Consider the following 13,479-nt stretch of genomic DNA (forward strand, 5'->3'; position numbering starts at 1 on the left):
AATACGAGGCGCAGCAGCGGGAGATCGCCCGCATCAAGGCCTTCGCCGACAAGTTCCGCTACAAGGCGACCAAGGCGGCGCAGGTGCAGAGCCGGCTGAAGGAGCTCGAGCGGATGGAGCGGATCGAGATCCCCCCGGACACCCGGCCGATCCGGCTCCGGTTCCCCGAGGGGCCGCGCACCGGGCGCAACGTCCTCGAGCTCGCGCGGGTCTCGGCGGGGTACGGCGGCGAGCCGGTTTTCCGAGACCTCGACTTCATCCTGGAAAAGGGGGACCGGGTCGCCCTCGTGGGGCCCAACGGGGCGGGCAAGTCGACCTTGATGAAGATCCTGGCCGGGCGCCTGCCGCTCTCCGCGGGGGAGCGCAGGGAGGGGCACAACGTCATCGTGTCCTATTTTTCCCAGGACCAGGACGACCTCCTCTCCTCGACCAAGACCGTCTGGGACGAGGTCTACGCCGTGGCGCCCAACCACATCGTGCCCGAGCTGCGGACGCTGCTCGGGTGCTTCCTCTTTTCAGGGGACTCGATCGAAAAGCCGGTGTCGGTCCTGAGCGGCGGGGAGCGGAGCCGGCTGGTGCTGTGCAAGCTCCTCCTGTCGCCGGCGAACTGCCTGCTGCTCGACGAGCCGACCAACCACCTGGATATCCGGTCGAAGGACATCCTGATGGACTCGCTCAGGGATTACGGCGGGACGATCGTGTTCGTCAGCCACGACCGCTACTTTCTCGACGGGCTGGCCAACAGGGTCCTGGAGATCGGCGACGGGACGGCCGTGGCCTACCTGGGCAACTACGAAGACTACGTGCGGAAGAAGGAAGCGGAGCTCCGCGCGGCGGAAGCGCCTCCCCCGCCGGCCGTTTCCGCACCGGCGCGCGAAACCCCGGCCGCGGGCGAGGGGCGGAAGAAGAAGGTGAACCCGATCAGGATCCGGAAGATCAGGGAGGAGATCAAGGCCCTGGAGGGGAAGATCGAGCTCGACGAGACCCGGATCGCCGTTCTGGGCCGGATGCTGGCCTCGGAGGAACTCTACCGGGACCACCAGCTCTTCCGCGCGACCATGGAGGAGCACAACCAGCTGCAGGCGGCGCTGGCGATTTCGATGTCGGATTGGGAGCGGCTGCACGCCGACCTGGAGGCCATGCAATCCTCCGGGGCCTGATCCCGGGGAATCGAAAATTGTCGACCTCGGGCCCCGCGTGTGGTAACCTGTATGTTCGCTGGCCTTGGAAGATTATCCAACCAATCGTAGTGCAATACTTCGAATGAGGATTCGGAGGCCGCCTTCAGGCGGGGCCTATTTTGGAGCCCATGAGTCCTGTCGCACCAGCCCTTGCCTGGAGCGGCCCAAGATTCAGAGATCGGTTCTCCCCCAAAAGCGGGACCTGAAAATCATGCGGTTTGTGCCGGGCGGAAATCTTCCCGCCGGACTGTTGAGGAGATGAATGTCCAGAAAATATCGTCAATCCGGGTACATGGATTCGGACCGGGAGAGGCGGCCCAAGCTGCCTCCGCACCCCAGGGGGCCCAGGGGGGCCGGGGCGAGAATCGAGACGAAGTTCCACCTGGTCACCCGGTGCAACAACTGCGCGGCGGAGATCCAGGTGGCGGAAAAGATCCAGACCACCGATACCTGCAAGAGCTGCGGCACCGATCTTCACACCTGCCGCAACTGCCTGAATTTCGACCCCTCGGCGCGCAACGAATGCATCAAGCCGGTGGAGACGCGGGTGACGAACAAGAGCGCCAACAACTCCTGCCCCCTTTTCGAACCGAAGGTCCTCATCGAGAAGCAGGGGAGCGGGGCGCCCCCGCCGCGGGTGGAGAACAGCCACCGCCAGGCGTTCCTCGACCTCTTCAAGAAATAGAGATCCCCCAAAAAGAACGGGGCCGGCGTGAGCCGGCCCCGGGGGCCTTGCCGTCCCCTGACGGGATGCGGTCTACCCGAGTTGCGAGGTGCAGTTGGGGCAGCGCGTGGCCTTGATCGCGATCGCGGAGGCGCAGAAGGGGCATTCCTTCGTGTCGGGCGCCGGCGCGGCCTCTTCCTTCCGTTTCATCCGGTTGACCTGCTTGATGAGCAGGAATATGGCGAACGCCACGATCAGGAAATCGATGACGGTGTTCAGGAACACTCCGTAGTTCAGCGTGGCGGCCCCAGCCTCCTTGGCCGCGGCGAGACTCGCGAATTCGCCGCCGGAGAGGGTGAGGAACAGGTTGCCGAAATCCATGCCTCCCATCAGGACGCCGATAGGAGGCATCAGGACATCGGATACGAAAGAGGTGACGATCTTGCCGAAGGCGGCGCCGATGACGATGCCCACCGCCATGTCCAGCACGTTGCCCTTCATCGCGAATTCTTTGAATTCCTTGAACATGTGCCTCTCCAGGGTTTTGAGTTCACCGCATTTCGAGAACGGCCTCCCGTTCGATTTCCCCGGCGGAGGTTTCCCCCTCGAGCTCCTTCCCGTAGCGCTTGAGGAAATAATCGATGGTCTCGACCCGGAGCCGGATCGACCCCGTCGGCCTGTTCTCATCGATATCCTTGAACGCGAAAAAGGGCGTTCCCGACATCTCGATTATGCGCTCGATGGTAGCATAGATCGGGGCGTCGTGACCGCACTTAAAATTCGACATCTCCACCGCGATCAGGTTGGGGTGACGGGCGGTGAACTTGGCCGCCCAGACCTTGTGGGCGCTGTTGGCTGAGTAGGAGTGTTTCCAGACGTCGGAGATGTCCAGGGGGTGCTCGATGACGCCCGCGGCCACCTCGTCCCCGAACAGGCGATCGAGCAGGTCCCCGTCCATGGGGAGGGTCGACTGCGAAAGAACCGGGTACCCCCGCCTCTGCAGCTCTTCGGGGATTCCGTGGTGGATCCCCGGGTCGTGATGGTACGGCCTCCCCAGCAGGACGATGCCGATCCGCCCCTCCTTTTCCAGGCGGTCGATGATATCCCGGGCCCGGCGCTGCAGGTTCGCCTCGTACTCCTCCAGGGCCGCGTAGCCCGCGTAGACGGCCTCCAGGTTTTCCTTCCTGGCGAGGCCGAGGAGGGGGTGCAGTTCCGCGTAGAGCTGGCGCGCCAGGAGCTGGGGTTTCGCCATGTCCAGCAGGGGGTTGATATAGCGGAGGCCGTTCTCGGCGAAGAGGTCCGTTTCCTTGGTGAAGGCCGCCCTCACGACCTCGGGGGTGAGGGCCGTCGTCGGACAGGCGTTGGCGGCGCGAATGCTCAAAGGGGTGCGCAGGATGTCGAGCATCGGGAAGAAAATGCAGTCGAGCGCCTTTTTCCGGTGTTTCTCGAAGAGGAGGTTGTGGACGTGGGCCAGGCCGAGTTTCGAGGGGTAGCACGGGTCGATCGACCCCCGCTTGGAACCCGCACGGAACATCTCCTCGCTGGTGACATCGGAATAGACGATGTTTTCGGCCGCGACTCCCAGGGACCCGAAATAAGCGCTGAAGAGCGGGGCGTAGGCGTACATCCCGAGCACGCGCGGGATCCCGACGCGGAAGCGCCCGCGGCGCTCCATGACCGATTTCCGGCGGAGGTTCCAGGCGGGGACGGGCCTCGCTTGCCCGCTCGCGGGCATTTTCCATACCTCCCGGCCCGCGTATTCCACGAGGTTGGGGTTGGTGTCGCGCGCCGCGTCGAGCTCCGCCTGGATCGCCTTCATGGCCCCCAGGTCTTCCGCCGCCCCCTTCTCGCATGGCGCGATGATGAGGCGGCGGGGCGCTTCCCCCTGTCCCCCGATATCGATGAAGGTCCGGAGGCAGTGGTTCTTGCAGAAAGGACAGCGGGTTTCCTCCCCGACCGTCGTCCGGTATTCGATCCTGCGCACCGCGTCCAGGCCGATGAAGGTGGTGGCGCGCCCCTGGCGCCACAGCGTCATGGCCTCGAAGGCGGTGCCGATGGCGCCCGCCTCCCCCGCGTGCTTGTGGACGGTGATTTCGGGCGTTTTCCCGGTCCCGCGGAAACGCTGCTGGATGAAATCGATCTGAGCCTTGACCGCGGCCAGGTTGTTCTGCGTCCCCCCCTGCAGGATGAAGCGCGTGCCCAGTTCGGCCAGGTTGGGGACCTTGGCGATGTAGAGCCAGACGTTCTTGGGGAGCACGGCCGCCAGCCCGGCGAGGATCTCGTTCGGTTTCCACCCCTGCCCCTGGAAACTGGCGATGTCGGACTGCAGGAACACGGCGCAGCCGTAAGGGAAGACGGGCATCTCGCGGGCGGTGAAGGCGACCTCGGCGAACTGCTCCACGCGGTATCCGAATCCCTCGGAAATCGCCTGCAGGAAGTAGCCGTTCCCGGCCGAGCACTGGGTGTTGAGCTTGAAATCCTTGACGCGTCCGTCCTTCAGGACCATGAGCTTGATGTCCTGCCCGCCCACGTCCACGATGACGTCCGGGACGTCGTAGTAGTGGAGGGCCGACTTGGTGTGCGCCACCGTCTCCACCAGGGCCACATCGGCGCGGATGACGTCGCGCAGCGTGTCCTTGGCGTACCCCGTGGTCGCGGCGCCCAGCACCTCGATCCGGGCCCCCTGCGACTCGACCTGGCCGCGGAGCTTTTCGAGGATCTCGACCGTGTCCTGGATGGGGTTCCCCTTCGAGAGCTGGTAGGCCCGCGCCAGGACCTCCCCCCCGGGAGAGAGGAGGACGGCCTTGGTGGATGTCGATCCGCCGTCGATTCCGATGAACCCCCGGGCGATATCGCCCGGGGAGAACTTCGGCGGCACGAAGGGGGGGGGCGCGTAGGCCGCGAGGAAGGAGGCCACCTCTTCCTCCGATCGGGCCAGGGCGGGGATCCCGGTTCCGCTCCGGCCTTCCCCGCGCGAGCGTTCGGCGTGGAGGTCCCGCAGCTTCCCGGATCCCAGGTAATGCCCGACTTCCGCCTCCTCGTCCCTGCCGAACTCGATGGCTCCCAGGGCCCCGTAATACTCGGCGTCCTGAGGGGCCCGGATCAGGTCCCCGGGCCGGGAGCCTTCGGGGATCCGCACTCCGCGTTCCCGCCACATCAGGGTGATGTTATGCACCCACGCTTCCCGCATCCCCGGGATGAAGGCGTTCGGCCCCCCCAGCAGCACCACCTGGGGCAGGAGCGTGTGGCCGCGCGCGAGCACCTGCAGGTTCTGGACAACGAAGGCTTCGAACAGGGAGGCCATCAGTTCCTCGGCCGGAATCCCCTGTTTCTGCAGGCCGTTGATGTCGGTTTCGGCGAACACGCCGCATTTGCCGGCCACCGGGTGCAGGCGGAGGCCGTCGTAGCGGAGCCGGGACAGGTCCTCGAGCGGGATCCCCAGCTTCTTGCTGATCTTGTCGATGACCGACCCGGTGCCCCCGGCGCACTTGTCGTTCATCGAGGGGAACTTCTTGACGGGGCCGCCCCCGGGGTCCCTGCGCATGATGACGATCTTGGCGTCCTGCCCGCCGATCTCCACGTAGGAGGAGGCCTCCGGGCAGCGCCGCTCCACGGCCAGCGAGGCGGCCAGGACCTCCTGGACGAACTTGGCCCCGATCAGCTCCGTGAAGATCGATGCGCCGCTGCCGGTGAGGAACACCCGGCCGTTGCCGGGCCCGAAGTCCGTCTCCCGCTCCATGCGCTCCAGGAAATCGAGCAGGGTGTCGAGCTGGCGCGTCTCGTGCCTGCGGTAGTCCTTCCACAGGATCTCGTCGGTCTCCGCATCGGCCACCACGGCCTTGACCGTGGTGGAGCCCACGTCAATTCCGGCAATCAATCTGGTCATATCCAAAGCCTGACTCGAACAAAAAGTGTACTCGTATCGACGGCGGACCCCGGGCCCGGCCTTCCGGCGGCGCGCTGCATCATCGCCCCGCCATCAGGTCCCCGACATGGAGCACGAAGTTGGCCGCCACGCCGGCGGTACCCCTGCGGTGCGGGACCGGGTACATGGGGGAGCTCAACTCGGGGTGCTGGGCGACGAAGGCGCGGATCTGGTCGAGGTGTTTCCCGGTGCTCTCGAGCGCCTGCTGAAACTCCGCCTTGGCCTTCGCCTTGGCCTCGCCGAGCGCCATCTGCACGCGGCTGTATGCGTTTGTTTCCCCCTCGCCGGAGGTCTCGATGGGGAGGTAGATCATGTCCTTGTGCCCGCTGACGACGGCCGACTGCACCCCGTCGGACTGGGAGGAGGGGAGGCAGCCGAAGGGCTTGAGACTCAGCACCATGTGGCACAGCTTCTGCGAGTGGTAGTAGATGTTTTTCCCCACCTCGAGATAACCCTCCCCCCCGCGAGCCAGCGGCCGGTAATAGGGACTGGCCAGCTCGGCCAGCTTCTCCTGCGAGACCAGGGTGTGGGCGATGCCGCCGAGGGACTTGATGACCCGGTGGTAGAGCCGGGCATAGAGGCGTTCCCCGAAGGAGAGGAGCGCCCGTTTCTTCTGGAAGGAGAGTTCGTTCCGGAGGCGCTGCCGGAGATCCCAGGGGGCCGGTTCCTCGCAGTCCGCGTTCATCCCGCGGCGGGGGACCATCTGCATGCGTGCGTGGGCCATCAGGTAGGCGAGCCAGGTCCCGATCGCTTCGGGCTGGACATGGGCCCCCTCTTTCTCCAAAAACTCGAACATCCTGTAGTTGCCCCCCCCCTCGGTGGTCTGCGCCCAGAATTCCCCGATGACCTTGACGATCGGTTTCTGGCGCGTCCGGTCGACCTCGATGGAGTCGATGCGCCTGCGGCAGCGTTCGAGCACCCCCTGGAATTCCTCCCCCTTCAGGTGCCGGTTCATCTTGTAGAGGAAGCTCAGCAGGTGGCGCACCAGGTCCCTTTTTTCCAGGGTCGGGACGAACCAGCCCGGCACCCGCTCGACCAGATCGGGCGCCTTGTACCGGCGCAGGTGGTCGCACAGGTCCTCCATGCAGAGGGCCATGACCCGGTTGGTTTCCCCCGGGATCGCCTCGTAGGGGCGGATGTTGTGGGTCAGGTCGTTGAGGACGTCCCCGAGGAAGAGCACCTTCAGCATGCCGAGTCCGAAATCGATGGTGTATTTCAGCCCCGGGGCGGAGATCCTCTGGCGGATGCCGTCGTCCTGCTGGAAGCGGAGGACGCGAAAACCATCGAACCCGGCGTTCTGCAGCGCCAGCCGGTATTCGGCCGCGTAGGTGCCGAAGCGGCAGGGGCCGCACGACCCGGCGGTGAAGTAAAGGTAGTTGTCGACGATGTCCCGCCGGGACATCCCCCCGGCTTCCAGGTCGCGCAGGTACTGGATCAGGGCCCCCGAGGTGAAATAGGCCGGGCTGCACTGGCCGTTGTTGCCGAATTCCTTCCCGAGGTGAAACGCTTCCTGGTCCGGGACCGGGAGGAGTTCACACCTGTAGCCGCCCCCCTGGAAAACGGCGCGGATGAGCTCCTCGTGTTTCCGGGTGAGCCCCCCGACCAGGATCGTCACCCGGGAGCTTTCCTCTTCCGTGAAAGGCCTTTCGGCAGGGCGGTGGTAATGCCTTCTTTTCGGAGAATCTTCCTGCATCATGTCCATGAGGTCATCCTGTCCTGGCGCCCGGTACGTCCAATGTCGGGTTTAAATTTATAACATTCCCGAACTTACCCTTGCAAGGTGTTCGTCGATTTGCTCTAGTGGCGCGGCCGCTGGATGGTGCGAATGTTCTATTTTCGGGTTATTCGACCGTGACGCTCTTGGCCAGGTTGCGCGGCTGGTCCACATCGCACCCGCGCAGGAGGGCGATCTCGTAGGCCAGCATCTGGAGCGGGACGGCCATCAGGATGGGGAGGAGCGGATCGGGGAGCTCGGGGATCCGGATCACGTGCCGGGCGATCTCCTCGATGCCGGCGTCTCCGGTGCTGGCCAGGGCGATGATGATGCCGTCCCGGGCGCGCACCTCCTCGATGTTGCTCCGCATCTTTTCGTAGCGCAGCATGGACCGGGGGTCCCCCTCTTCCCGGGCCGCCAGTGCGACGACCGGGAGGTTGTGGTCGATCAGCGCGTTCGGGCCGTGCTTCATCTCCCCGGCCGGGTAGCCCTCGGCATGGATATACGAAATCTCTTTCAGCTTCAGGGCGCCCTCGAGCGCGATCGGGTAGTGGATCCCCCTTCCCAGGTAGAGGGCGTTGTCGTGCAGGTAGACGTCCCGGGCGATCCGGGCGCAGGCGTCGGCCTGGCCGAGGATCTCCTCCACCGCGCGCGGCACCTGCCGGAGGGCGGAGATCATCCCGATCGATGCCTCCGCCGTGAGCCGGCCCCTCTGCCGTCCCAGGTGCAGCGCCAGGAGCACCAGGACGGCGAGCTGGCAGGTGAAGGCCTTGGTGGAGGCCACCCCGATTTCGGGCCCGCTGCGGGTGTAGAGGGTCCCGTGGCTCTCCCGCGAGAGCATGCTGCCGACGACGTTGCAGATGGAGAGGATCCGGGCGCCCCGGGACCGGGCTTCCCGGACGGCGGCGAGGGTGTCGGCCGTCTCCCCCGACTGGCTGATGGCGATGACGAGCGATTTCGGCCCCACCAGCGGGTCCCGGTAGCGGAACTCGGAACCGTAGTCGATCTCCACCGGGACGCGGGCCATCTCCTCGATCAGGAACTTCCCCACCAGGGCGGCGTGCCAGGAGGTCCCGCAGGCGACGATGTGGATCTTCTCCGTTTCCCCGAGGGCCAGGCCGGAGATCCCCTCCTCATCCCGGAAAACCTCCCCCGATTCCGGGGACACCCTCCCCGCCACGGTGTCCTCGAGGCTGCGGGGCTGCTCGTGGATTTCCTTGAGCATGAAGTGCCGGAACCCCCCCTTTTCGGCCATTGCGGGGCTCCAGGAAACCTCGCGCGGCTCGAACGGCAACTCCTGCCCGTCAAAGGTTTCGAGCGATATCCCCCCGGGGGAGAGCACCGCCATCTCCCCGTCCCGCATGAAGTACATGTTGCGCGTATGTTCGAGGATCGCGGGGACGTCGGAGGCGACCAGCCTTTCCCCCTCCCCCATCCCCACGATGAGGGGGGGGCCGCTGCGGGCGGCCACCAGCGTGTCCGGGCAATCGGCGGAGAGGAGGCAGAGGGCGAAGCTCCCGCGCAGGCGCCCCAGCGCCTCCCGCACCGCCCCGGGCAGGCTCCTTCCGGGGAGGAGCGATTCGACGAGGTGGGCGATGACCTCCGTGTCGGTCTCGGTGACGAACCGGTGTCCCTCCCGCTCCAGCCGGGCCTTCAGTTCCAGGTAGTTTTCGATGATGCCGTTGTGAACGACCGCGATCCTGCCCGTGCAGTCCCGGTGCGGGTGGGCGTTGTCCTCGGTCGGCCGGCCGTGGGTGGCCCAGCGGGTGTGTCCGATGCCGTATTCCCCGTCGAGCGGGTCGGACTCGAGGGAGCGCGCCAGGTTGGACAGCTTCCCGGGGGCGCGGCGCACCGAGACCTCCCGGCCTTTGACCACCGCCAGCCCGGCCGAGTCGTAGCCACGGTATTCCAGTTTGCGCAGGCCCCCCACGAGGACGCCAACGACCGGCTTCGGTCCGATATATCCGACGATTCCGCACATAGATTGAACCTCGCCCTCAGGCATGCAGGCACCGCGCCTGGCCAGAAACAGTTGCCGGAGGCCGGTGGGAGGTATGCTACAATCCCCGCCGGGCGCGCCCGACCGTGCGGAGATTATAGAGGATGTCCGGGCCCCGGACAACCACCGCCGCGCTCCTGCAATATACTATCGGCCACGTGCGGCCCGAGACTTTAACGGCATGAGGACCCGGGGCCTGGCCCGGGTCGGGAGGGAACCATGGAACTCGGCAGCGTCCGACTGACGATCCCGGCCGACGCCAACATCATCGTGGGGCAGAGCCACTTCATCAAGACGGTCGAGGATCTCTACGAGATCCTCGCCACCGGCTGCCCCGGCGCCCGGTTCGGGATCGCGTTCTGCGAGGCTTCCGGTCCCCGCCTCGTCCGGGTGGAGGGGAACGACGCCGGGCTGCGGGAGGTCGCGGCGAAAAACGCGGAAGCCCTCGGGGCCGGACACGCCTTCGTCGTGATCCTCGAGGGCGCTTTTCCCATCAGCGTGCTGAATGCGGTGAAACATTGCCCCGAAGTGTGTCATATTTTCTGCGCCACGGCCAACCCGCTCGAGGTGATCGTGGCGGAAACCGAGCAGGGCCGGGGGATTGTCGGCGTCATCGACGGCCTGCCGCCCCAGGGGGTGGAGACCGGATCGGACGAGGCGGCCCGCAGGGAATTCCTCCGGAAGATCGGGTACAAGAGGTGATGCCCGGCCCCTGTTCCCTTCGCCGATGGCGGGAGATTGTATGATCAGCGTGGAAGAAGCGTTGCGGATTTTGCTGGCCAACCTGCCGGAGCCCGGGGTGGAGACGGTGGAGTTCCGGTCGTCCCTGGGCCGGGTGCTGGCCGAAGACCTTCTCGCCACCTCGGACATCCCCCCCTTCGACCGGTGCGCCATGGACGGTTACGCGGTGCGGGCGGAGGATACGCGCCCTGCCCCGGTGGAACTCGCGGTGGCCGGCGAGAGCCGCGCGGGCGGCGGGATGCCGGCGGGCCTCGAGGCGGGGAGCGCGGTGTCGATCATGACGGGGGCCCCGGTCCCCCCGGGGGCCGACGCCGTGGTGGTGGTGGAGCAGTGCCGCCGTTCGGCCGACAGGAGCCGGGTCGAGATCCTCGAACCGGTGGGGTGCGGGGATAACATCGCCCCCCGGGGGTGCGAGGCCCGGGTCGGGGACCCGGTCCTCCGAAAGGGGCACCGCGTGGGCCCGTCCGAGATCGCCGTGATGGCCAGTTTCGGGCATGCGCGCGTCCGCGTCTACCGCAAGCCCACGGTGGCCATCCTGGCCACCGGGGACGAGCTGGTGGAGATCGACAGGGAGCCGCGGCCGGACCAGATCCGCAATTCCAACGCCTACTGCCTTGCCGCGCAGCTGGAGCTTCTGGGGTTCTCCTCCGACTATCTCGGCATCGCCCTGGACGCCAGGGAAGACCTCGAGCGGAAGATCACCGCCGGCCTCCAGCGGGACATCCTGATTATGACCGGCGGCGTATCCATGGGGGAATACGACCTGGTCCGCGACGTCTTCCGGGACCTCGGGCTCGAGATCCTCTTCAGCAAGGTGTCGATCAAGCCCGGGAAGCCGACGGTGTTCGCGCGCAAGGGGGACCGGCTGATCTTCGGCCTCCCGGGCAACCCGGTTTCGGCCCTGACCACCTTCGAATGTTTCGTCCGTCCGGCGCTCGGGCGGTTGTGCGGCATGAAGAAGCCGGAACTCCCCAGAATGAAGGGGACGCTGCTCGGGGACGTGAAACAGGTATCCGGAAGGACCGCGTTTCTCCCGGCCTGGGTTTTCTGGGAAGGGGAGGAATGGAAGGTGGACCCGCTTCCGTGGAAGAGCTCGGCCGACATCGTCGGTTATACCGGCGCCAACGCCGCGTACATATTCCCGAAGCACCTGGACAGGTTGCAGCGCGGGGACAGGGTCGAGATCATGCTATTGCCCGATTTTTTTGCCAGACAACGGTAACCGGTTGCAGGGGAGGGGACATGGCCAGGAACAAGGACGCGCGGCTGACGCATCTGGATGACGAGGGGAAAGCGCGCATGGTGGATGTCACCGACAAGCCCGTCACCGTCCGCCGTGCGGTCGCGGAATCGTTCATCACCCTTTCCCCCTCGACCCGGTCCCTGCTCGCCGGGGGGAGGCTGCCCAAGGGGAACGCCCTGGAAACGGCCCGGCTTGCGGGCATCATGGCCGCCAAGCGGACGCCCGAGCTCATCCCCCTGTGTCACCCGCTCCTGCTTTCGCACGTGGATGTGGAGGCCACGGCGCGGGGGAAGGGGGTGCGCTTTCTCGCCACGGTCTCCACGGCCGGCTCGACCGGGGTCGAGATGGAGGCCCTGACGGCCGCCTCCGTCGCCGCGCTGACCCTCTACGACATGGTCAAGGCGGTGGAAAAGGGGGCAACGATCGAGAGGATCCGGCTGCTGGAGAAGAGCGGGGGAAAAAGCGGCCCCTACCGGCGGAAGAAGTCCTGAGCCGCCGGCCGGAAGATACGGTGTGAGGGTGCGTCATGCCCATCTATGAATATCGTTGCCGCAGCTGCCGTCGGAGGATGAGTTTCCTGGTGATGACGCCTTCGGCGTTCGAACCGGAGTGCGGATTCTGCGGGGGGAGGGACCTGGAGCGGCTCTTCTCCCGCTTCTCCTCCCCCAGGTCGGAGGAGCAGAGGCTGGAATCGCTGGCCGACCCGGCGAGCCTGTCGGGCCTGGACGAGAACGACCCCGGGAGCGTGGCCCGCTGGATGAAGAAAATGGGGGGCGCACTCGGGGACGACATCGACGGCGGGGAGATCGACGAGCTTGCCGAACAGGCGGCGGAAGAGGTCGCCGGCGGGGCGGACGCGGGGCCGGATTCCTCCCCGGACGAACCGTAGCGCCGGGAGCGGTGCCCGATCTTATGCCCGAAATGCCTGAAGTGGAAACGATCGCCCGGCAACTCCGCGGGAGGGTCGAGGGGAAACGGATTGCCGGGGTCCGCCTTTCGGGGCTGCCGCTCAGGAAACCGGTGTCCCCCGGCCTGGGGACGGCGCTTGTCGGGCGCACGATCCGACGCGTGCGGAGATACGGCAAGTACCTCGTCCTGACGCTCGAACCGAAGGCTTTCTGGGTGATTCACCTGGGGATGAGCGGGCGGCTTCTTTATCACGAACCCGGCCGGGCGGAAGGGGGCAGGCACACGCACGCCTCCATCCTCTTCTCCGACGGGGACGGGCTGGAGTACCGGGACCCCCGCCGTTTCGGGCTGCTGGCCCTGTACGAGGGGGTGTCGCCGCGGGCGATTCCCGAAATCCGCTCCCTGGGGAAGGATCCCCTGCAGCCGGGGTTCACGGGCGAGTGGCTGGGCCGAAGGCTCCACGGCAGCCGGCGCGAGATCAAATCCTTTCTCCTCGACCAGGGGGTGCTGGCCGGGATCGGAAACATCTACGCCTGCGAAGCACTTTTCGAGGCCCGCATTCACCCCGGGCGCAGGTGCGCGACCCTCAGCGGCAGGGAGAGCGGCCGCCTGGCGGCCGCCGTTCAAAAGGTCTTGCGGGACGCGATCCGGCGGCGGGGGACCACCTTCTCCGATTTCAGGGGGGCGGACGGGAAGGCGGGGGGGCACCGGGATCACCTCGCGGTCTACATGAGGGAGGGGAAGCAGTGCGTCGAATGCGGGAGGCCGATCCGGAGAATCAGCCAGGGTAATCGGGGCACCTTTTTCTGTCAGCAATGCCAGCGCTGAGTCCCGGGAGGGTCCCGGGGCGGCGCGGGCGCATAGGGAGGTCGGGCAATGGCGGAATCTTACAGGATATGCGCGCACTGCAAGGGTACGGGGCAGTGCCGGGCGTGCCATGGAACGGGGCGGCTGGCTCTGCAGAAGGGGAAAACCTGCACTTCCTGCTACCCGCACGGAAGCGGCCTGTGCCAGAACTGCCGCGGGCTGGGGGGGTTCGACTCGAGCGGGAAACCGGCGAAAAAGCCGGAATGACGGGGCGGGACGCCCCCGCGCAAGCGGGG

At 66.5% G+C, this 13,479-nt stretch carries 12 protein-coding genes; 8 read left to right on the forward strand and 4 right to left on the reverse strand.

Features of this window, described 5'->3' with window-relative positions:
* Positions 1 to 1,160: ABC-F family ATP-binding cassette domain-containing protein (locus GXY47_13945; GenBank protein ID NLV32244.1), on the forward strand; the 1,160-nt coding region annotated here is incomplete at its 5' end.
* Positions 1,161 to 1,443: 283 nt separating this feature from the next.
* Positions 1,444 to 1,866 carry a hypothetical protein gene (locus GXY47_13950; GenBank protein NLV32245.1) on the forward strand — a complete coding sequence of 141 codons (423 nt, stop codon included), beginning with the start codon at positions 1,444 to 1,446 and terminating at the stop codon, positions 1,864 to 1,866.
* 72 nt (positions 1,867 to 1,938) lie between these two features.
* Here GXY47_13950 and mscL read toward each other — a convergent pair whose 3' ends face one another.
* The 4 genes from mscL to glmS form a co-directional block, all read right to left on the reverse strand.
* Positions 1,939 to 2,373, reverse strand: coding sequence for a large conductance mechanosensitive channel protein MscL (gene mscL / locus GXY47_13955; GenBank protein NLV32246.1), 435 nt, complete (start codon positions 2,371 to 2,373; stop codon positions 1,939 to 1,941).
* 22 nt (positions 2,374 to 2,395) lie between these two features.
* Entirely contained in the window at positions 2,396 to 5,731 is a 3,336-nt protein-coding gene (locus tag GXY47_13960; GenBank protein NLV32247.1) for a CoA activase, read from the reverse strand.
* A gap of 79 nt (positions 5,732 to 5,810) precedes the next feature.
* Entirely contained in the window at positions 5,811 to 7,466 is a 1,656-nt protein-coding gene (locus tag GXY47_13965; GenBank protein ID NLV32248.1) for an activator of (R)-2-hydroxyglutaryl-CoA dehydratase, read from the reverse strand.
* 145 nt (positions 7,467 to 7,611) lie between these two features.
* On the reverse strand, positions 7,612 to 9,465 hold the full coding sequence (gene glmS, locus GXY47_13970; protein ID NLV32249.1) for a glutamine--fructose-6-phosphate transaminase (isomerizing): 1,854 nt from the start codon (positions 9,463 to 9,465) through the stop codon (positions 7,612 to 7,614).
* Positions 9,466 to 9,702: 237 nt separating this feature from the next.
* On the opposite strand from glmS, the gene GXY47_13975 reads away from it, so the two are divergent.
* From GXY47_13975 to GXY47_14000, 6 genes are read left to right on the forward strand one after another with little or no spacing between them, the layout of a single operon-like run.
* A complete protein-coding gene (locus tag GXY47_13975) occupies positions 9,703 to 10,185 on the forward strand; it encodes an adenosine monophosphate-protein transferase (GenBank protein ID NLV32250.1) in 483 nt (160 codons plus the stop codon).
* 40 nt (positions 10,186 to 10,225) lie between these two features.
* Positions 10,226 to 11,446: a molybdopterin molybdotransferase MoeA gene (locus tag GXY47_13980; protein NLV32251.1), complete on the forward strand. Its 1,221-nt coding sequence runs from the start codon at positions 10,226 to 10,228 to the stop codon at positions 11,444 to 11,446.
* 20 nt (positions 11,447 to 11,466) lie between these two features.
* Positions 11,467 to 11,958, forward strand: a complete 492-nt coding sequence (gene moaC / locus GXY47_13985; protein ID NLV32252.1) for a cyclic pyranopterin monophosphate synthase MoaC — start codon at positions 11,467 to 11,469, stop codon at positions 11,956 to 11,958.
* 35 nt (positions 11,959 to 11,993) lie between these two features.
* Positions 11,994 to 12,356, forward strand: a complete 363-nt coding sequence (locus tag GXY47_13990; protein NLV32253.1) for a zinc ribbon domain-containing protein — start codon at positions 11,994 to 11,996, stop codon at positions 12,354 to 12,356.
* 23 nt (positions 12,357 to 12,379) lie between these two features.
* Positions 12,380 to 13,204 (forward strand): bifunctional DNA-formamidopyrimidine glycosylase/DNA-(apurinic or apyrimidinic site) lyase, encoded by an 825-nt coding sequence (gene mutM, locus GXY47_13995; GenBank protein NLV32254.1) that lies wholly within the window; start codon positions 12,380 to 12,382, stop codon positions 13,202 to 13,204.
* 48 nt (positions 13,205 to 13,252) lie between these two features.
* Positions 13,253 to 13,450: a hypothetical protein gene (locus tag GXY47_14000; protein NLV32255.1), complete on the forward strand. Its 198-nt coding sequence runs from the start codon at positions 13,253 to 13,255 to the stop codon at positions 13,448 to 13,450.
* Positions 13,451 to 13,479: the final 29 nt, after the last annotated feature.

Source organism: Acidobacteriota bacterium (genome assembly GCA_012729555.1).
GTDB lineage: Bacteria > Acidobacteriota > UBA6911 > UBA6911 > UBA6911 > UBA6911.

Bases quoted from the DNA above. Each gene is read 5' to 3' on its own strand.
- GXY47_13960 (NLV32247.1), bottom strand. From the start codon at position 5,731: ATGACCAGATTGATTGCCGGAATTGACGTGGGCTCCACCACGGTCAAG.
- GXY47_13950 (NLV32245.1), top strand. From the start codon at position 1,444: ATGTCCAGAAAATATCGTCAATCCGGGTACATGGATTCGGACCGGGAG.
- glmS (NLV32249.1), bottom strand. From the start codon at position 9,465: ATGTGCGGAATCGTCGGATATATCGGACCGAAGCCGGTCGTTGGCGTC.
- GXY47_13975 (NLV32250.1), top strand. From the start codon at position 9,703: ATGGAACTCGGCAGCGTCCGACTGACGATCCCGGCCGACGCCAACATC.
- GXY47_13980 (NLV32251.1), top strand. From the start codon at position 10,226: ATGATCAGCGTGGAAGAAGCGTTGCGGATTTTGCTGGCCAACCTGCCG.
- mutM (NLV32254.1), top strand. From the start codon at position 12,380: ATGCCCGAAATGCCTGAAGTGGAAACGATCGCCCGGCAACTCCGCGGG.
- GXY47_13965 (NLV32248.1), bottom strand. From the start codon at position 7,466: ATGATGCAGGAAGATTCTCCGAAAAGAAGGCATTACCACCGCCCTGCC.
- GXY47_13990 (NLV32253.1), top strand. From the start codon at position 11,994: ATGCCCATCTATGAATATCGTTGCCGCAGCTGCCGTCGGAGGATGAGT.
- mscL (NLV32246.1), bottom strand. From the start codon at position 2,373: ATGTTCAAGGAATTCAAAGAATTCGCGATGAAGGGCAACGTGCTGGAC.
- moaC (NLV32252.1), top strand. From the start codon at position 11,467: ATGGCCAGGAACAAGGACGCGCGGCTGACGCATCTGGATGACGAGGGG.
- GXY47_14000 (NLV32255.1), top strand. From the start codon at position 13,253: ATGGCGGAATCTTACAGGATATGCGCGCACTGCAAGGGTACGGGGCAG.